The sequence below is a fragment of the [Clostridium] hylemonae DSM 15053 genome, assembly GCF_008281175.1.
GTDB lineage: Bacteria > Bacillota > Clostridia > Lachnospirales > Lachnospiraceae > Extibacter > Extibacter hylemonae.
This window is the reverse complement of sequence record NZ_CP036524.1, coordinates 840884-859189: the sequence shown is the minus strand read 5'-3', so window position 1 is coordinate 859189 and position 18306 is coordinate 840884. Positions and strand designations below refer to the sequence as shown.

16 protein-coding genes are annotated in these 18306 nt (G+C 51.2%); 3 read left to right on the top strand and 13 right to left on the bottom strand.

The window, feature by feature from the left end; genetic code table 11:
- Window positions 1-27: 27 nt before the first annotated feature.
- From LAJLEIBI_RS03940 to LAJLEIBI_RS03910, 7 genes are all read right to left on the bottom strand, one after another.
- The gene (locus tag LAJLEIBI_RS03940; RefSeq protein ID WP_006444970.1) at window positions 28-1164 is read right to left on the bottom strand and encodes an aminotransferase class V-fold PLP-dependent enzyme; all 1137 of its coding nucleotides are present in this window, start codon (window positions 1162-1164) and stop codon (window positions 28-30) included.
- A gap of 136 nt (window positions 1165-1300) precedes the next feature.
- A complete protein-coding gene (locus tag LAJLEIBI_RS03935) occupies window positions 1301-2209 on the bottom strand; it encodes a selenium metabolism-associated LysR family transcriptional regulator (RefSeq protein WP_006444969.1) in 909 nt (302 codons plus the stop codon).
- Window positions 2209-4122, bottom strand: a complete 1914-nt coding sequence (gene selB / locus LAJLEIBI_RS03930; RefSeq protein ID WP_006444968.1) for a selenocysteine-specific translation elongation factor — start codon at window positions 4120-4122, stop codon at window positions 2209-2211. The genes LAJLEIBI_RS03935 and selB overlap by 1 nt, the downstream gene beginning before the upstream one ends.
- A 14-nt stretch (window positions 4123-4136) precedes the next feature.
- Entirely contained in the window at window positions 4137-5564 is a 1428-nt protein-coding gene (gene selA, locus LAJLEIBI_RS03925) for an L-seryl-tRNA(Sec) selenium transferase (RefSeq protein WP_006444967.1), read from the bottom strand.
- Window positions 5565-5649: 85 nt separating this feature from the next.
- The gene (selD, locus tag LAJLEIBI_RS03920) at window positions 5650-6690 is read right to left on the bottom strand and encodes a selenide, water dikinase SelD (protein WP_083790664.1); all 1041 of its coding nucleotides are present in this window, start codon (window positions 6688-6690) and stop codon (window positions 5650-5652) included.
- Between the two features lie 61 nt (window positions 6691-6751).
- Window positions 6752-7333, bottom strand: a complete 582-nt coding sequence (gene yedF / locus LAJLEIBI_RS03915) for a sulfurtransferase-like selenium metabolism protein YedF (protein WP_006444963.1) — start codon at window positions 7331-7333, stop codon at window positions 6752-6754.
- A gap of 100 nt (window positions 7334-7433) precedes the next feature.
- Window positions 7434-8090 carry a PHP domain-containing protein gene (locus LAJLEIBI_RS03910; RefSeq protein ID WP_040436054.1) on the bottom strand — a complete coding sequence of 219 codons (657 nt, stop codon included), beginning with the start codon at window positions 8088-8090 and terminating at the stop codon, window positions 7434-7436.
- 239 nt (window positions 8091-8329) lie between these two features.
- On the opposite strand from LAJLEIBI_RS03910, the gene LAJLEIBI_RS03905 reads away from it, so the two are divergent.
- A complete protein-coding gene (locus LAJLEIBI_RS03905; protein ID WP_006444960.1) occupies window positions 8330-9187 on the top strand; it encodes a class I SAM-dependent methyltransferase in 858 nt (285 codons plus the stop codon).
- 43 nt (window positions 9188-9230) lie between these two features.
- On the opposite strand, the gene LAJLEIBI_RS03900 is transcribed toward LAJLEIBI_RS03905, so the two are convergent.
- Entirely contained in the window at window positions 9231-9899 is a 669-nt protein-coding gene (locus LAJLEIBI_RS03900; RefSeq protein WP_006444959.1) for an HAD family hydrolase, read from the bottom strand.
- A gap of 3 nt (window positions 9900-9902) precedes the next feature.
- On the bottom strand, window positions 9903-10064 hold the full coding sequence (locus tag LAJLEIBI_RS18035; RefSeq protein ID WP_167534367.1) for a hypothetical protein: 162 nt from the start codon (window positions 10062-10064) through the stop codon (window positions 9903-9905).
- Window positions 10065-10318: 254 nt separating this feature from the next.
- On the opposite strand from LAJLEIBI_RS18035, the gene LAJLEIBI_RS03895 reads away from it, so the two are divergent.
- On the top strand, window positions 10319-11131 hold the full coding sequence (locus LAJLEIBI_RS03895; protein ID WP_006444957.1) for a tyrosine-protein phosphatase: 813 nt from the start codon (window positions 10319-10321) through the stop codon (window positions 11129-11131).
- A gap of 19 nt (window positions 11132-11150) precedes the next feature.
- On the opposite strand, the gene LAJLEIBI_RS03890 is transcribed toward LAJLEIBI_RS03895, so the two are convergent.
- Window positions 11151-11663: a GNAT family N-acetyltransferase gene (locus tag LAJLEIBI_RS03890; RefSeq protein WP_006444956.1), complete on the bottom strand. Its 513-nt coding sequence runs from the start codon at window positions 11661-11663 to the stop codon at window positions 11151-11153.
- A gap of 98 nt (window positions 11664-11761) precedes the next feature.
- On the opposite strand from LAJLEIBI_RS03890, the gene yfcE reads away from it, so the two are divergent.
- Window positions 11762-12292 carry a phosphodiesterase gene (gene yfcE, locus LAJLEIBI_RS03885; RefSeq protein WP_040435970.1) on the top strand — a complete coding sequence of 177 codons (531 nt, stop codon included), beginning with the start codon at window positions 11762-11764 and terminating at the stop codon, window positions 12290-12292.
- 5 nt (window positions 12293-12297) lie between these two features.
- Here the strand turns inward: yfcE and LAJLEIBI_RS03880 are convergent, their stop codons facing one another.
- The 3 genes from LAJLEIBI_RS03880 to LAJLEIBI_RS03870 all read right to left on the bottom strand — a co-directional run bounded on the left by LAJLEIBI_RS03880 (window position 12298) and on the right by LAJLEIBI_RS03870 (window position 18194).
- Window positions 12298-14784, bottom strand: a complete 2487-nt coding sequence (locus LAJLEIBI_RS03880) for a cation-translocating P-type ATPase (RefSeq protein ID WP_050765570.1) — start codon at window positions 14782-14784, stop codon at window positions 12298-12300.
- A 170-nt stretch (window positions 14785-14954) separates the two neighbouring features.
- Window positions 14955-17069, bottom strand: coding sequence for a putative bifunctional diguanylate cyclase/phosphodiesterase (locus tag LAJLEIBI_RS03875; protein WP_242654931.1), 2115 nt, complete (start codon window positions 17067-17069; stop codon window positions 14955-14957).
- Window positions 17070-17147: 78 nt separating this feature from the next.
- Window positions 17148-18194, bottom strand: coding sequence for a M23 family metallopeptidase (locus LAJLEIBI_RS03870; protein ID WP_006444952.1), 1047 nt, complete (start codon window positions 18192-18194; stop codon window positions 17148-17150).
- Window positions 18195-18306: the final 112 nt, after the last annotated feature.

The window sequence follows — 18306 nt, the reverse complement described above, 5'->3', positions numbered from 1 at the left end:
CGGCTCAGGCTTTCCCGTCACCCCGGGTCAGTCTTCCGCCAATTCCCGGATAGCCGCAATAGCGGTATCCACTTCTTCATCCGTGTTATAGTGGGAAAAGCTGAATCTGACAGCCCCCTGCTCCACCGTACCGAGCGCCTCATGCATCAATGGAGCACAATGCCCCCCTGGCCTTGTTGAAATTCCATATGTTGTAAGAAGCTCATCACTCACTTCTGAAGAATCATAATCACCGATGTTGAGCGCCACGATCGCGCAGCGCTCTTTTGCACTGTAATCGCCATATACCTTTACATCCGGGATATCTTTTACACCGTCGTAGAATTTCCGCATCAGTTCCTGCTCGCGTCTGCGTATGTTGTCGATCCCTTCTTTTTCCAGATAAGCAAGCGCCGCATTCAGACCCGCGATCCCGTGTCCATTCAGCGTGCCTGCCTCCAGGGCTGTCGGCATCTCAGCCGGATGCGTCCTGCTGAAGGTGCGCACTCCGCTCCCGCCGCTCTTCAGTGGACGCACCGCCAGCCCTTCCCTTACATACATGCCGCCGGTCCCCTGCGGACCCAACAGCCCTTTATGACCCGTAAAGCACAGGACATCGATCTTCATCTCCTGCACGTCGATCGGGAATACGCCTGCTGTCTGTGAGGCGTCCACGACAAACAGGACGTTGTGTTTCCTGGCGATATCGCCTATTGGCATTAGATCTATATAATTGCCGGTGAGATTGGATCCGTTTGTTATGACGATCAATTTTGTATCCGGGCGTACTGCGGCCTCGATATCCTCCGGCTCCACCGTGCCGAGACTGCTGCTTTTCACAATTGTAAGCTCCGTTCCCTGTTCCTCCAACTCATACAGCGGACGAAGTACGGAATTGTGCTCCAGCATCGTCGTCACCACATGGTCTCCGGGATTTAAAAGTCCTTTAAGGGCCACGTTCAGGCTTTCCGTCGAGTTGGCGGTGAAGACGATCTGCCTTGGGTCCTCTGCGTGAAACAGAGTACATAATTTTTCTCTTGTGTCATATATGATCCTCGATGCGCTCAAAGATGCCTCATTGGCGCCTCTTCCCGCATTCCCCATTGAACTCATCGCATTTAGTACCGCGTCCAGCACTTCCTTCGGTTTCTGCATGGTAGTCGCTGCATTATCCATGTATATCATACGTACGTACATCCTTTCTAAATAAAATTTCCTTCTGCTACAATTAAGTATATTACCAATTATTTCCTTCGTCTAATCAAAAAGCCCCATAAAAAACACCAGTTATAGAAATTCTCTATAATTGGTGCTTTATTACTTATTTCCCCTGATATATAGATTTTACCACTCTGATAAACCGTTCCGCCGAACGCGACAGCTGATAATTTTTATTATATACAAGGTTGATATTGCGGCCTTCGTCCGCATAAGGGATCGGGAATACGAGCAGATGTCCGTCCGCAGCCTCATCTGCCGTCGCAAGCCTGGACAGTATAGATATGCCCATCCCCTGGCGCACAGACTTCTTGATCGTCTCCTGATTCTCAATACTCGCGATAATATCCAGATCTGACAACTCCACACCGGCGCGCCGAAGCTGCTTTCCCGCCTCCTTGCGCGTTCCAGAGCCTTCCTCACGCATGATGACGTGTTCCTTCCTGATCCATGAGATGTCGTCTCCGCCTTCTTCTTTTATCTGTCTGTATTTCTCTGTGTTCGGCGCTATTATGACAAGTTCGTCTTTGTAAAACGGTATATATTTGCAGTGCTTTTTCTCCAGCACGGTTCCCGTAAAGCCTACCTCTGCCAGATGGTCCACGATCTGGGCTATAACCTTGCTGCTGTCCGTCTCGATCAGTTTTAGCTGTTCTTCCGGATATTTCTCGCTGAATTTTATGAGCACCTTCGGGAGAAGATACTGAGACGGGATCGTGGACGCCGCAATGGTGATGCACTGTCTCTTTTCTTTCCGGGAGGAGCCGAATTTTTCCTCTATCTGGCTCTCCAGGTCTATCATCTGTCTGGCGTATTTATACAGCTCCCTGCCGTCGTCAGACAGGCTCACTTCCTTGGTGTTCCTTACGAACAGACGTACATTCAGCTCCTTCTCCAGGGAAGATATATGCGCGCTGACCGTGGGCTGCGTCAAGTACAATTCTTTTGCCGCCTTGGAAAAACTCCCACCTTCTGCCACTTGTACAAAGGCCTCTAACTGTTTTAAATTCATTAGTATGCTACCCTCTCACTCTCTGCTCCGGTCTTCTTTGTCACCCTGATACTGTCCATGTACTCCAGGATCGGCTTGGCGCTTTTTCTGCTCGTACCGAATAGATCGCGCACTTCCGCTATCGTAATGACAGGATGTTCCGCAAGCTTACCGCTGATGATCTCTCTGGCCTCATCCATATAAGACTTCATCGTATACATGTCATCTGCGACTTTTACAACCTGCTCTTCCTCAAGCAGTATGTTCAGGATATCGTCTGCCGTCTCCCGTCCTGTCCCCTTCATATCAATCTCCGAGTAGCGTACGAAATCATACCCTGCCGTTTTGAATGCACCGAGCAGAAGGCCGGCCGTCTTGTCATAGGTCTCGTCCCTGCAGATCTCAAACTCCGGTGTACAGAGAAATTCATCCACCCGCTTGATCTGCCCCTCCGCCGTCAAACGCTCTACCGCCTTATCAAATACATTCGGCTTCATTTTCTGGAAATAGGTCATCTGGACTTCTGCTTTTTTCATTCCATAACGGTATGGATACTTTTCCTCATATGATGACAACGCCTTTGTGATCTTCCCGGCAGCCTCGCGGCAGGCATCCGCATGCCACACATACGTATCCTTTCTCATGGCAAACGTATACACTGTGCCGCCTGCTTCCAACTCCTTAACATCTTCCTGTACTTCTTCCATGGAAAGGGCAGTAAGCCTGGCCAGCTCCGCAAGTGTTATCATCGACGCGCCGTACTCTTTTACGTGAAGTTCTATCACATCTGTGGATGAACCGGATTCTTTTCTTCTTAATTCCTCAATGGCATCCTCCCGGAAGCGCTTCTTCACACCGGGATTTGGTTCCAGTACGACACCTCCCCCGATCGTCTCCATCGGGGAATAGAACCGCACGACGAACTTGTCGCTCCGCCGCACCGCGATCTTCTCCTCCAGCCGAAGCTGCACATATCCGCTCTCTCCCGGCCCTATCTCATCGGCATCGAGGAGGACGGCGCGGCAGAGCACCTCACTCGTGCCTGTGAACAGATGGAGTCTGGCGTGATGGGTCAGCACACGCATGGACGATTCCAGCACATCGAGACGCACATCCAAAAGGTCCGTTTCCTTCATGCTGTCAGAGGGCGCAAGCACACACCCTCTCTTTATCTCCCGTTTCTTTACATTGGACAGGTTAATGGCAACACGCTGGCCGGCAAAGCATTCCTTTACATCCCTGCCATGTACCTGGATGCTTCTGATCTTGCACGGCTTTCCGACCGGATACATCTCCAGCGTATCTTCTTTCGTGATCGTTCCGGATACAAGTGTTCCGGTTATGACCGTACCAAAGCCTGACAGCGTAAACGCACGGTCGATCGGCAGGCGCGCAATGGTGTGAATGTCCTTTGGCACTACTTCATCCCGCGTCATCTGCTCTATGATGCTGATAAGCTCGGGCAGGCCATCCCCTGTTGCCGCAGACACCTTCGCCACAGGAGCATGTTCCAGAAAGGTGCCGGCAAGCTCCTCTCTGATCTCTTCTTCCACAAGCTCCAGCCATTCTTCATCCACAAGGTCGCATTTGTTCAGAACGATAATACTGTTTTCAATGCCTAGCAGCTGCAGTATGTCCACATGCTCCCGCGTCTGAGGCATGATCCCCTCATCTGCCGCCACAACAAGCAGAACGAGATCCATGCCGACAACGCCGGCCACCATGTTATTGATAAACTTCTCGTGTCCAGGCACGTCTATGATCCCGGCACGGTCTCCGCCCGGAAGGTCAAAATAGGTGAATCCAAGATCGATCGTTATTCCCCTTCTCTGTTCTTCCTCCCACCTGTCTGTGTTCCGGCCGGTCAGAGCCTTGATCAATGTCGTCTTTCCATGGTCAATATGACCCGCGGTCCCTATAATAATGTTCTTCATAAATTCTCTGCTCCTTACCGTGATGCGATCAGGCTTGTCTCTTCCAGCACATCCAGTTCTTTTATCTGTTCTGCGATCAGCTTAAACTCTCTCTTTAAAAGGGTGCGGACGTCCAGGAGGACCGTGTCATTTACTGTTCTTGGAATGACCGGCACCGGCAGATGTCTGAGACGTTCCTCAAATTCAGGCACGCTGATCTTCTCCGGGCGGATGGCCACTGCCATGCTCGGTATCCGCTCCAGCGGAAGCGAACCGCCGCCGATCTGAGATTCACACGGTTCTGTCCTGATCTGCGCCGGCAGGCCAGCCGCTTCCAGCAGGCCGGCAAGTTCCCGCGCCTCTTCCGTGACTTCCTCCAGCGGCTTTGTGATCATCCTCAGAACCGGAATATGCTCCACTGCTTTTTCCTCTGAAAGATACTCCTGAAGAACCAGCTCCAGTGTGGCCGCCGTAAACTTATCAATACGGAGCGCGCGGGTGAGCTGATTCTTTTTCATCTTGTCAATATATTTCTTCCTGCCGATGATGATGCCCGCCTGGGGGCCCCCGAGCAGCTTATCGCCGCTGAAGCACACTACATCCGCGCCTTTTTGGATGGAATCCTGGACGGTGGGCTCATAGGTCAGTCCATACTTGCTCAGGTCGATAAGTACGCCGCTTCCCAGGTCTTCTATCACAGGGATATCATGCTTTTTAGCAATCGGAACAAGCTCATCAACCGCCACCGTATCTGTGAAGCCTACGATGCGGTAATTGCTCGTGTGCACTTTGAGAAGCGCCTTTGTCTCCTCTGTCACTGCATTTTCGTAGTCGTCATAATGCGTCTTGTTCGTCGTCCCCACTTCCACCAGTGTGGCTCCGCTTTGCTCCATTACATCGGGGATACGGAACTTCCCGCCGATCTCAACCAGCTCACCGCGGGAGACGATCACCTCCCCGCCCTTTGCAAGCGAGCTCAGGATCAGCATGACCGCCGCCGCATTATTATTTACCGCCATGGCAGCCTCGGCTCCTGTGATCTTACACAACAACTTTTCAAAATGAGAATATCGCTCGCCGCGGCGGCCCTCCTCCAGATTGTACTCCAGATTGGAATAACCGGTCGCTATGGCTGCCACCTTCTTCATATGTTCCCCGCTGATGGGGGCTCTGCCCAGATTCGTGTGGAGGATAGTCCCCGTCCCGTTGACCACCATGCGCATATTCGGACGGTGCATGGCCGCCACCGTCATCTCAATATGGGCCGTCAGCATCTCCGTCTGCGCCCTTGCGGCCTCCTCGTCGTCGCATTGGCCGATAAACGCACGGAGCTTGTCCGTCTCAATACGAATCGCTTCCATCACCGTATCCCTGCTGTATAGTTCAATCATCCCCCGGACAGCCTTGCTCTCCAGAAGCACATCCACCTTGGGAATACTGCGGTACAACATATTTTTATCCATAACACTTTTCCCTTCCAAATTGTTTGAATTGTGTGTAAATCTTCAAAGGGGTCAGACCCCTATGCTCATAGGGGTCTGACCCCTTTTAAAACAACCTGATTAATCTGTCACTTTTATCAGCTACCCTCCCGATAACTGACACTTTCGTGTCCATCTCTGTCTGTCCGAACTCCCGCATCATAGACGCCAGATCCTCCTTGGGCACGCTGATGAGCAGGCCGCCCGAAGTCTGCGGATCGTACAGGAGGTCGAGATAATACTCCTGCACGCAGCCTGCGTCTACTTTATCTATAGAATATCCGCGGTTCTTATACGCTCCTGCCGGGATCAGACCCATCTTCGCGTAATCGGCGGCATCTTCAAAATAAGCAATATCCTGCACATTCAGCTCAAAGGTGACGCCGCTTGCGGATGCCATCTCCACACAGTGGCCGAGAAGGCCAAATCCCGTGATATCTGTGCATGCGGACACATCATAGCGCTCCACTACCTGTTTTGCTTTTTTGTTCAGTGATGCCATCACTGTCTGTGCCTCCCTGACCGCGGACGCGGACGCCATCTCTGCCTTGATGGCAGTATTGACGATCCCGCTTCCGATCTGTTTCGTCAGCACAAGGACATCTCCCGGCCTGCAGCCGTAATTCTTAAATATCTTATCCGGATGTACAAATCCGGACACGCACAGTCCGTACTTCGGCTCATCATCCTGAACAGAATGACCGCCCACAAGCACGGCGCCGGCTTCTTTTACTTTCGCGGCGCCTCCGGCCAGTATATCCCCTAGTATCCCCGGGTCCAGACAGTTTGGAAACCCGACGATATTGAGCGCCACCGCGGGTTCTCCTCCCATGGCCCACACGTCGCTTAACGAGTTTGCCGCAGCGATCTGCCCGAACATATAAGGGTCGTCTACTATGGGGGGAAAGAAATCGACGGTCTGGATCATGGCAATATCATCTGTCACCTTATAGATAGCCGCATCATCTGACGTCTCAATACCTACTATTAAATTTTCATCTTCAAACTTCGGCAGCTTACCCAGCACCTGGGCAAGGGTCTCCGGACCGATCTTGGCCGCTCACCCCGCAGTCTTGCTCAGCTGCGTCAATCTTACATCTGACTTCATATGCCTGAAATCCTCCTGTCTCTTTCTCATCTTCTGTCAAAGGCATGTCCCCCGCAGTAAACTACGGCTTGATCACCTTGGAAGCGCCCGCCATCGTTTCCACAATGCTGTACATATTCGTCACTGTCCCGACCGCAAGCTTCTCCTTCAGACCATAGTAATCAAGACATGTCCCGCATGTCATGATCTCCACTCCCTGAGATTCCAGCAGCTTCAGATCCTCCAGAGAATCCGACCCTTCCGCCGTAAGTGTGGCCCCGCCGTTGTAGAACAGCATCGCTTTCGGCAGAACGTCAAGCTGAGTCACCGCGTAAATGAATCCTTTGATGAGCACTTTCCCCAGCTCATCGTTGCCAGCCCCCATCCGGTCTGATGAAACGGCGATCACCATACTGCCGGCTTCCTGCTTCTCTTCCCCAGGAGCGCCTTCCATCTTCACTGTGATCTTATATTCACCGTCGGAGATCTGTTCAGAAGATACCTCTCCTCCTTCGCTCTCCGCCATCTTCGTTACATTCTGCACTGCGATCTCATTGTCTACCAGAACCTCGATCGTCTCCGGCCCTGCAAGTGCCTGTATTGCCTTTTTCGTCTTGATGACCGGGATCGGGCAATTTTCTCCCATAGCATTCACTGTGATCATAATTCTTCCACCTTTCCAGTAATCTCATGTTCCCATCACCTGGCACTTATAGATATATTCTATCATTGATGCCTTAAAAGGTAAATGGGTATTTCTTAATTTATCTTGTATAATATTGCGGGAGAAGACTTCTCTCCAGCCCGGCAATATGATACTGTCCATCCTGGTAATATGCCGGCTTTAAACCGCCCTTCTTAAAAACATTCAGGAATTCCTCTTCCGTCTTTACCTCCTCCGGAAAGTATGTGGCGCACACGCCGACCTTTTCCGGCACATGGCAGTCGCTGGCGCCGAGCGTAATGAGTCCAAGCCGTTTCGCATAGAGCGCCGCCTTTGCGCACGCCTCTTTTGATGTACTGCCGTTCAGCACCTCTATGCCGTCCAGACCCTTCACCTTCAGAAGATTTTCTTCCAGCCCCCTGTTGTTATTCCGAAACGGATGGGCGGCATAGCAGACTCCGCCCTGGGCCTTCACCAGATCAATAAATTCCTGGGCCGGCACGCGTTCCTTCGGATATTCCCTGATCCCGAACGCCACGATATCCCCCTCCAGAGAGTAGTATTCTATCCCCGTAAAAATAGGAAATGCCGTTTTTGCCGCGTATTCCCGGGCATAATCCCGAATTCCCATACTGTCATGGTCTGTGATGCAGATGCCTCCCAGTCCTTTTTCTCTTCCTCTCTCCACCATCTCGCGCAGAGTAAGGATACTGTCTTTTGAATAGGTCATCTCATGCATATGTGTATCAATAAACATGCTGTTCACTCCCGTCCGCTTAAAGCAATATAAAAGTATACCTACGTACATTATATAAACCTTCCGCCCGCCCATCAAATAGACCTTTTTTATAATAACGCCTTATTATAGATAATATCTATATAGTGATTTTATGGACATTCTGTGATATACTTGTCCCATACATCTGCGGAAACGGGCGTCCCTGCCCTGTTTTGCGCAAATATTGAGGAATACGTACAGAAAGGAATTCAACATATATGTGGATCGCAGACCAATGGAAAGATTATGAAGTATTAGATTGCAGCAGAGGTGAAAAGCTGGAGCGCTGGGGACGCTATATTCTTGTCCGTCCGGATCCGCAGGTCATCTGGGACACGCCGAAGGAGAACAGCGGCTGGAACAATAAAAACGGCCACTATCACCGCAGTAAAAAAGGCGGCGGAGAATGGGAATTCTTCCACCTGCCCGAACAGTGGCAGATCCATTACAAAGAGCTGACCTTCAACCTGAAGCCCTTCAGCTTCAAACATACCGGGCTTTTTCCGGAACAGGCCGCCAACTGGGACTGGTTTTCCGATAAGATAAAGCATGCCGGTCGTCCTGTGAAAGTATTGAATCTCTTCGCCTACACCGGCGGCGCCACCCTGGCCGCAGCCGCGGCGGGCGCGAGCGTCACCCACGTGGACGCCTCAAAGGGCATGGTGGCATGGGCAAAGGAAAACGCTGCCTCTTCCGGACTCTCGGACCGGCCGGTCCGCTGGCTTGTGGACGACTGTGTCAAGTTTGTGGAGCGGGAGATCCGCCGGGGCAGCAAATACGACGCCGTTATTATGGATCCCCCGTCTTACGGACGCGGTCCAAAAGGTGAGATATGGAAGATCGAGGACGCCATCCATCCGCTCATCCGATTATGCACGCGCATCCTTTCCGACAACCCGCTTTTCTTCCTCGTCAATTCCTATACGACAGGACTCGCTCCCGCCGTGCTCACCTACATGCTCGGCACAGAATTAAAAAAATACAACGGCCGTGTAGATTCCCAGGAGATCGGACTTCCTGTCACAGACTCAGGACTCGTCCTTCCGTGCGGCGCTTCCGGCCGCTTTGAGGCATAGAACAGAACCAAGAAGCCGGCAGAAAAGAAGAGACAGGCGCACCTTAAGGTGTCCTGTCTCTGTTTAATTCTTCCAATATTGCCGGAACATCATGCAGTGTATCAACGATCTTATATGTAAGACTTCTCAGCTCTTCGTCCGGTCTGACAAGATCCGGCACCATCACCGGCACCATTTCCGCCGCATGGGCAGACCGTATGCCGTTAGGCGAATCTTCCAGCGCCATGCACCGCCCGGGGGCAGTCCCAATACTCTGGCACGCCGCCAGATATATCTCCGGGTCCGGCTTGGCCCTGCTCACCATATCCCCGAATACAAACCCGTCAAAATATTCTTTGATTGCCGCGTCCGTCAGATTGCGCATCGCGTACTCCCCTCTCGACGAAGTCGCCAGCGCGGTCTTAAGCCCATGGTCCCGCGCGTATGTAAGCAGCTCTTTCACTCCCGGCTTCATGGGCAGTCCTTCTTCATCTGTGATCTCACGAAATCGCACCCTTGTAAGTGCCGCAAACTCCTCGTGAGGAAAGTCGGCTCCGACTTCCCGGGTAAAGTATACCCTGCGCGCGGCAGCATTCATGCCGAGCGTATTATATATGTGGCTCCCCATCCCGGGTAAGCCGAGCACATTTCCGCAGTCCTCCCACGAGCGCTGGACGATACGCTCCGAGTCAAACAGCAGGCCGTCCATATCAAATATAAGTGCATCTATCATCTCTTAAAATTCAATTCCTTTCCCGAGAGCATCCTTCAGATAGTCGGACACCGCCTCCAGTTTGTTGATGATCTCCTGTTTCTCCTCCCACTCATCGCCGCGCATATCTTTGGCGGCAAGGCATCTCTGGATATGCTTCACTTCTTTTATCAATTCTTCCGTCATAATCATAACCCCCTTTGCTGCCATACTGTAATTCATACTTACCAGACCAGACAGATCATTAAGTATAGTAGTATTATATCACACTATAAACATCTGTGACAAACATATAAGCCGCACAGCATACTTATCGTTCTGACGGCACTGCGGACGGTATACATATAGAACCGCGGCCGGCGCGTATGATATACTTATTGAATTATTGTTATTCGATACGGTATACTTAAGGTATCACTAAGAAAAGAGGTCAGCGCACTATGAAAGAAATAAAACGGATCCCACTGGAAGGGCTTTTCAACACACGTGATCTCGGCGGCATCGTCACAGAAGACGGCCGCCGCATCAGACCGCACAGGCTCATAAGAAGCGGCATGCTCCGAGACATGACCGGACAGGACGAAAAGACTCTGGCCGGGACATATGGATTAAAAACGATCATAGATTTCCGGACCGCAGACGAACAGGCAGAAAGCCCGGACCCGTCCATCCCCGGAGTACGGCACATAAGCAATCCGATACTGGAGGATATGACAGCCGGCATTACCCACGATGAGGAATCCGACAGACAGCTCTCGCTCGGGGAGGCGACCGTCAGTATGAGAGAGCGGGGCATAGACCCTGCGTCTTACATGCGGCAGATGTACGAGGAGATCATCACGAGTGAATATTCTCTGAACCAGTACCGCAGCTTCTTTGATATCCTCGCCTCACAGACGGCAGGAGCGGCCCTGTGGCACTGCAGCGCCGGCAAGGACCGGGTCGGCATCGGCACGGCCATGCTTCTCTATACACTCGGCGCAGATATGGACACGATCATGAAAGATTATATGATGACCGGCTCCTTTCTCCAGGAAGAGATCGACCGTATCATCAGCCGTCTCTCCCACCGTATCACAGACCCGTCGGCGCTGGAAAGCATACGCATATGCATGGGCGTAAAAGAAGATTATCTTGAAAGTGTCTTCTCCATCATGAAGAAAACATCCGGCAGTATCCGCGCGTTTCTGGAAAATAACGTCGGCCTGGACCGTGAGAAAACGGACAGATTAAAGGCACTGTACCTTCAGTGACAGTGCCCTTGCAGTATTTTTATATGTTTTTGCAGAATACATAGCGGGGCAGACCTCCGTACTTCTCGTCTTCCGCCACAATGTCATAGCCAAGCTTCAGGAAATTATTTACGCTGTAAATGTTGTCCGGGTGGGCTGTCCCCATCAGATATCTGTACTCTGTCTCTGCCAGCAGCTTTTCCCCGCTATCCATAAGAAGCTTCTGTATCCCCCGCCCCCGGTAGACGGGAACGACCGCGGCGGACTCCATATGCGCGACCGTCATGGCCTGCTCTTCCGTAAGTCTTATGTAACTCCCCAGATTATCCTCCGCGCTTTTCGGATAACGGATAATGAGGAACCCTGCCATCGTCCCGTCTGTGACCGCCTTTAACGTAATTCCTTCCTCTTCCACGTGCCGTTCCAGAAAAGAAATATTATCAATGACGTACCAGTCCTTATCACGGGCCAGCTTTTCGGAATCTTCCATGATTCTCCGTATGGCAGGGACATCTCCGTACCCGGCCCGTTTAACAAACATTCTCTTACTCATAAATCCTCCCTCTTTACGGCCGCCGGCAGGTAGTAAACAACCGCCGGCTGTGTTATGATAAAATATGCAAAAATCATATGGAAAGGAACATATATATTATGAAATTAATGATCGCGTCTGATATTCACGGTTCTGCACACTACTGCCGGAAAATGACAGAGGCATACCGCAGGGAACAGGCGGACCGCCTTCTGCTGCTCGGCGATATTCTGTACCACGGCCCCCGCAATGACCTGCCGGAAAATTATGACCCGAAGGAAGTCATTGCCCTGCTGAATCCGCTCAAAAACGAACTTCTCTGCGTCCGGGGCAACTGCGACACCGAAGTGGACCAGATGGTCCTCGATTTTCCTATTCTGGCCGACTACTGCCTGCTCGAACTGGACGGGCAGACGCTCTTCGCCACACATGGCCATCACTGGAACCCGCAGACACCGCCGCCTCTCAAGGAGGGGGACATCCTGTTAAACGGTCATACCCACGTTCCGGCCCACGAAAATATGGGCACATATACGTATATGAATCCGGGTTCTGTCTCGATCCCGAAAGAAAACTCTGCACGGGGATACATGCTGTATGACAAAAAATTTCTGTGGAAAGACCTGGACGGCGCCGTATTAAATATATAGACAGCCTATAATCCGGTCTCCTTTTTCACACGTTTCCGGTATATGAGTCTCAGCCGGCCGACAAGCAGCGTCAAGTAGCGCAGCACCGGCTCTGTCGCGATAGAGAATACGACAAAGAGCATGATACACTCCACAGACATTCCCGTGATGGCAAAGAGATCCGGAAGGAAAATGCTGCACGCCAGAAGTCCGGCCATACTCCCGATCCAGACGATGATCCGCAGTGTATTGAGCGGCTGGCATATCTTGAACAGTATCATAAAACCAACGATGGCAAGCAGCATCGTGGCTGCGGTGGAAATATCGGTCGGACTCACATCAAAGGTCCTGCCGAACACAACGAGCGCTCCGACGGCAAGAACATCCGTCAGCCCGGCCGGAAGCGCCTTCAGAAATACATTCGTCAGGAAATGACCCTTGATCACTTCCTGGTTTGGCTGCAGCGCCAGGAAGAATGCTGGGATTCCTATGGTAAACATACTGATGAGCGATATCTGCGACGGCTCCAGCGGATAGGTTATCATAAAGGCGACCGCGAACAGGGACAGCAGGAAGGAGAATATATTCTTCACGAGGAAGAGACTCGCCGAGCGCTGGATATTGTTGACAACTCTGCGGCCTTCCAGCACAACGGACGGCATGCAGGAAAAATCAGATTCCAGCAGCACGACCTGGGAAGCCTGCACCGCAGCGTCGCTTCCGGACGCCATGGCGACGCTGCAGTCCGCGTCCTTCAGCGCCAGCACGTCGTTGACACCGTCACCTGTCATGGCTACCGTATGCCCCTGCTCTTTCAGCGCCTGCACGAACTGCCGTTTCTGCGCCGGCGTCACGCGGCCGAACACTGTATATTTCGCTATGGCTTCCGCCGCGTCTTCTTCTGTCGCAAGCACAGCGGCGTCCACATAATTTTCCGCGTTTTTGATCCCGGCCTCCTTCGCCACCTCAGACACAGTGAGCGGGTTGTCACCGGAGATGACCTTCACTTCCACTCCCTGCTCTGCAAAATATGCAAACGTCTCGGGCGCATTCTTTCTCACCGGATTCGCCAGCAGTATATAGGCGAGCGGCTCAGCCTTTCCGGTCAGTTCATTTCCGTCGATCTCGCCGTCATAACCGGCAAAGACGAGCACCCGGTAACCTTTCCCGGCATATTGCTGTATTTCGTCTTTATACGTCTCATAGTCTTCCCGCAGGATAAACTCCGGCGCGCCGAGCACATGCGCCTTGTCCTCATAGGTCACCCCGCTGTACTTTGTCTTCGATGTAAACGGCGTGACCTTGACAGGTTTTGCGTCCGTGTGCTCCTTAAAATACACCTTCAGCGCTTCCATCGTGCTGTTGTCACTGCTCATGGCGAGCGCAAGATCGCCTATCATCCGGGAAAGTACGGTCTCTGCATCCTCCCCGGTATTTTTTTCTGCCTCTTCCGTCTTTTTCTCTCCAGCCGTCACAGGAATGAGCTTCTTTACACTCATGGAATTCTCCGTAATCGTTCCGGTCTTGTCCACACAGAGCACGTCCACTCTCGCCAGCGTCTCAATGCTCTTCATATCATGCAGCAGTACCTTCTGCTTCGCCAGACGCATGGAACTGACCGCAAGCGCCACACTTGCAAGAAGATAAAGGCCTTCCGGTATCATTCCGATCACAGCGGCCACCATTGAAGTGATACTGCTTCGCAATGTCTCGTCGTTAAAGAAGAGACTCTGTACGACAAGCGCTATGCCGATCGGGATGAGCGCTATGCCGATAAACTTAACGAGCTTGTTCAGGGAGCGCATCATCTCGGACTGTTCACCCTTCTGCATCGCCTTGGCCTCCAGCGTCAGTTTGGAGATATAGGAGTCCGCCCCGACATATTCAAGCCTTGCATGGCACTGCCCTGCCACAACAAAACTTCCGGACATGAGATGATCTCCTTTTTTCTTTGTGATCTCATCCGCTTCCCCGGTCAGCAGCGATTCATTGACCTGCACTTCCCCCGCGGCAACGACCGCATCCGCGCATATCTGATTACCTGCCTTAAAGATAACAATGTCATCCAGAACAAGCTCCTCGGAGCCGACGGTCGACGGCTTTCCGTCACGCACCGCCACGGCCTGCGGCGCATTGAGCATTGTGAGCTTTTCCAGTATATTCTTGGCTCTCACTTCCTGCACGATACCGATAAGCGTGTTGGCGATTATGACCGGCAGAAACGTCAGGTTGCGGAAGGATCCGACAAGACAGAGAAGTACGGCAAGGACAGCAAAGATCAGGTTAAAGTAAGTAAATACATTTTCATGCACGATCTCTCCTACCGTCTGCGACGGAGGATCCACCGGCACGTTCCGGTATCCGGCCGCCGCATGCTCCTTTACCTGCCTCCCGGTAAGGCCGTCTCTGTAGTCCGGCTCATAGCGGGTGACCGGCCCGCGCTCCTCTTCATATTCATATATCTCTTCCTGTACTTTTATATCATCATGATCGGACTTCCGCCTCAAAAACATAATATCCTCCTTGCAAAGCCCCGGCCGCATAAGCATGTGCGCCTCTTTGGGACACGGCTCTGCCTTCCGGTAACATGAGGTTATTATACCCCTGTATACTTTATAATTCTATAAACAGTTTATGAATTTTGTCTTATTTTTCCTGTAAATATTCTGTCCTGCATATTAATTTAATAAAGATACTCTCTACCATACTTATCCAGAAATTCTCCTATCGGTATCGGTTCCGAAAACAGAAATCCCTGACCGATATCACAGTGGTAATGCTTCAGAAGCTCCCGCTGCTCTTCTGTCTCCACGCCCTCGGCGACCGCCGTGATAATACCGAGTTCCTGGCACATCTCGATCGTGTGCTCCAGCACGATACGCGAGCGTCTGTTTGTCAGAATATCCCGGATTAGACTCTGGTCGATCTTAAGCTCCTTAAATTCAAGCCTGGCAAGAAGCGACAGATTAGAATACTTTGTCCCGTAATCGTCCAGGGAGAATTCAAACCCGAGCTCTTTAAACTTGTCCATGAGCTGTCCGAGCGCCTCGGCTCCCATCCTGCTGATGCTCTCCGTCACCTCGATCGTCAAAAGTCCGGGCTCAATCTCATACTTCTCTCTTATGCGGGCAAGACTTTCCATAATGTCTATCCCCATCAGGCTGATCCTCGAAAAGTTGACGGCGATGGGAATCATACGGTAGCCCTTTTTCCTCCAGCTTTCCAGCAGCCTGCACACTTCCTCAAACACGTAGAGATCCAGCTGCTGTATGACTCCCTCGGCTTCATACAGCGGTATAAACTGGCCCGGCATCAGCACCTCACCGCTCTCCATGCGCCTTCTGACCAGCGCCTCCGCGCCGTACAGTCCCCCTGTATCGATGTCTACTTTCGGCTGCAGATATACTTCAAACTCACCGGAAGCAATTTCTCCTACAAGTTTTTTCGCAAGCATCTCATGATAGGAATTCTTCCCTTCCACAGCGTTGCCATAATAGATCTGCTTCTCCACATACATCATATTGTCACTGTAGCCGATCTGCTCTTTGATATCCACGTCCCCTTCGCGGTAATTGACACCTATGGAAAAGTCACACATACAGTCTTCCTGCTCAAACCTGCGCAGCCGCAGGATTCGTCTTTCAAACTCCCTGCGTTCTCCGTCGATGAACAGACAGACAAACTCATCGCCGCCGACACGGTACGCATTCTCCGGAAATATGTCTGCAAGTCCGTGCGCCACATTCTGGATAATGCGGTCGCCGTATTGATGTCCGTAATTATCATTGGAATATTTCAGCGAGTTGATGTCCACAAACAATACTCCGAGTGAATGAAGCTCCCTCTGCTGAAGCCCTTCGATCGTCTCAATATAAAGATTACGGTTTCCAAGCCCGGTGAGGGTGTCCCTGTAGCTCAGTTCCCGGAACTTATCCAGCATGTGCCGTTTTGTAATATCGTTCTCAATAAAATAAGGTACCGACTGCAGCAGCTTTATCTGCTCAGTACCGCAGGACGGATTATCAACGCCGATGAAACCCAATAATTCCCCGTCCTTCCAAAACGGAGCCGCCATCAGCGACTCGATCCCCTGTTCGGCCAACAGTTTATAGTCTTCTGCTCCCTCTTTCGCAAACTCATCCAGAGCGTCAAAGTAAAATTCATTCCTTACACGGAAAGTCTCGATCCATATGTCCAGTATGCAGACCGGCAGATCCTGCAGCTTATCGATCTGCGGTATCACGCCTTCCCTGCACCACTCATAAGAATTGGACGCTGTCTCTGCCTCGTAATCTATCTCAAAGATATAGGCCCTGTCCGCCTTATAAAAATCACCGATTATCCGCAGCAGTTCGTTGATGGCAGTGTCGATCTCCATGTGCTCTGACAATGTATGGATACATTCCACCAGCGTCTCTTCTATAGACAACTGCCGTTCCAGTTCCTGATGCTCCGTCTCTGTCTCCGTGATGTCCGTGCCGATCTCCAGGCGCATATTTCTGCCGTCGATCTCGATCAGCTTATCTTTCAGCTCAAAGTATTTCTTAAATACCGGATTGTAATGTTTCCATATATAATAGCGGTCTTTCGTCAAATACTTATTCGTACAAAACGGGCACGGCTCCTCCAGCCCCTGAAGAACCTTATAACATTTTTCACCGATATACTTGCAGCCGGTTCCGAACTGCTCCTCAAGCGCGCGATTCATATACACCAACTCGAAACTATCCGGATCTGATATGTATACCATATTTTCACTTTCATCCATGATCTGGGAAGATATCTGATCGTATTCCAACTTACGTCCTCCTGTTCTGTACTTCCATTCTGTTATTGCTATTATATCCTACTTTCTTTAGCCTGTAAAAGCTTTCTTTTACTTGTCTTTCCGGCCTTTTTTGTATTGCTGCGCCGCCGGGTCCTTGATATTGTATATACGCTGCCATTCCTTCGTGGCGTCGTCCCGTTTTGTCTCCGACTGGTTTTTGTACAGAAATCTGACGAGCGGGTACGGATCCACCCAGATCTCATTGTTCCCCTCTCTCTGGGATTCATCAAAGACAAGCTGCAGTCCGAAATGCAGATGATATGTATCGATATTGTTTACATTCTCTTTCGTGCTGTAACCCGTCCGCCCCATATATCCGATGACATCGCCTGCCTGCACGACCGCTCCTTCTTTCAGAGAACCGGCAAAGGGAAAATCCTGGCGCAGGTGCGCATAATAATAATACCGCCTGTTGTCAAAACTGCTGACGCCTATGCGCCATCCTCCGTACTGGTTCCAGCCAAGTTCCATCACATAACCGGACTCCACGGCCACCACAGGTGTTCCCACCTGCCCCATCATGTCGTGCCCGAGATGATTTCTTTTATAACCATACGTTCTGGACACACCGAAATCATCATAGTCACTGTACGGGAACCCTTTTGCAATAGGATGAAATGCTTTCAGCCCATACGCATCCTTATATTTTCCGTCCTCACCCTGAATCTTATACGTTCCGACCATGCCGCCGAGCACGGCTTCATAAGCTTCATGGTAGTATTCATAATACTGCATGTCTTTTGTGAGCGCTTCTATATCAGTACCGCCGTCAGACAGCTTCTCTGCCAGCTCTTCCATGTCGCTGTCCTTATACCCGGAAAAATCGCCCCCATATTTCGCCCCGAGATATGCAAGCAGTTCGATCCAGTCCAAATGTGGTTCCTTTCCGTATGTTTCCGCGTCATACTCGTACGCTTTGTCCAGCGCCTCACAGGAGACGTTAAATTCTACCCATTTGATATAGTCCTCTTCCTTCTTCTCAGCCACAGCGGCCGTCTTTTCCGCGTATCCTCTTCCAAAGAGAAGCGCGGCCGCGAGAATGATCAGAAGCAGCTCCGCGGCAATGCCCTTCGGTGATATAACAAACTTACGCATACATGCTCCTGTATATCGGATTCCTAACAGTCTATGTCATGGGACAGTTCCATATGCCGCCCGTTTGAATATATTAGTAAAAAGAGTATACACCTAAAGTCAGGAGCAATAT

Coding starts and splice junctions, on each gene's coding strand:
- LAJLEIBI_RS03905 (WP_006444960.1), top strand. CDS start 8,330: ATGTGGATCGCAGACCAATGGAAAGATTATGAAGTATTAGATTGCAGC.
- LAJLEIBI_RS03880 (WP_050765570.1), bottom strand. CDS start 14,784: ATGTTTTTGAGGCGGAAGTCCGATCATGATGATATAAAAGTACAGGAA.
- selB (WP_006444968.1), bottom strand. CDS start 4,122: ATGAAGAACATTATTATAGGGACCGCGGGTCATATTGACCATGGAAAG.
- LAJLEIBI_RS03935 (WP_006444969.1), bottom strand. CDS start 2,209: ATGAATTTAAAACAGTTAGAGGCCTTTGTACAAGTGGCAGAAGGTGGG.
- LAJLEIBI_RS03900 (WP_006444959.1), bottom strand. CDS start 9,899: ATGATAGATGCACTTATATTTGATATGGACGGCCTGCTGTTTGACTCG.
- yfcE (WP_040435970.1), top strand. CDS start 11,762: ATGAAATTAATGATCGCGTCTGATATTCACGGTTCTGCACACTACTGC.
- LAJLEIBI_RS18035 (WP_167534367.1), bottom strand. CDS start 10,064: ATGACGGAAGAATTGATAAAAGAAGTGAAGCATATCCAGAGATGCCTT.
- LAJLEIBI_RS03870 (WP_006444952.1), bottom strand. CDS start 18,194: ATGCGTAAGTTTGTTATATCACCGAAGGGCATTGCCGCGGAGCTGCTT.
- LAJLEIBI_RS03910 (WP_040436054.1), bottom strand. CDS start 8,090: ATGTTTATTGATACACATATGCATGAGATGACCTATTCAAAAGACAGT.
- yedF (WP_006444963.1), bottom strand. CDS start 7,333: ATGATCACAGTGAATGCTATGGGAGAAAATTGCCCGATCCCGGTCATC.
- LAJLEIBI_RS03895 (WP_006444957.1), top strand. CDS start 10,319: ATGAAAGAAATAAAACGGATCCCACTGGAAGGGCTTTTCAACACACGT.
- LAJLEIBI_RS03940 (WP_006444970.1), bottom strand. CDS start 1,164: ATGATATACATGGATAATGCAGCGACTACCATGCAGAAACCGAAGGAA.
- LAJLEIBI_RS03890 (WP_006444956.1), bottom strand. CDS start 11,663: ATGAGTAAGAGAATGTTTGTTAAACGGGCCGGGTACGGAGATGTCCCT.
- selA (WP_006444967.1), bottom strand. CDS start 5,564: ATGGATAAAAATATGTTGTACCGCAGTATTCCCAAGGTGGATGTGCTT.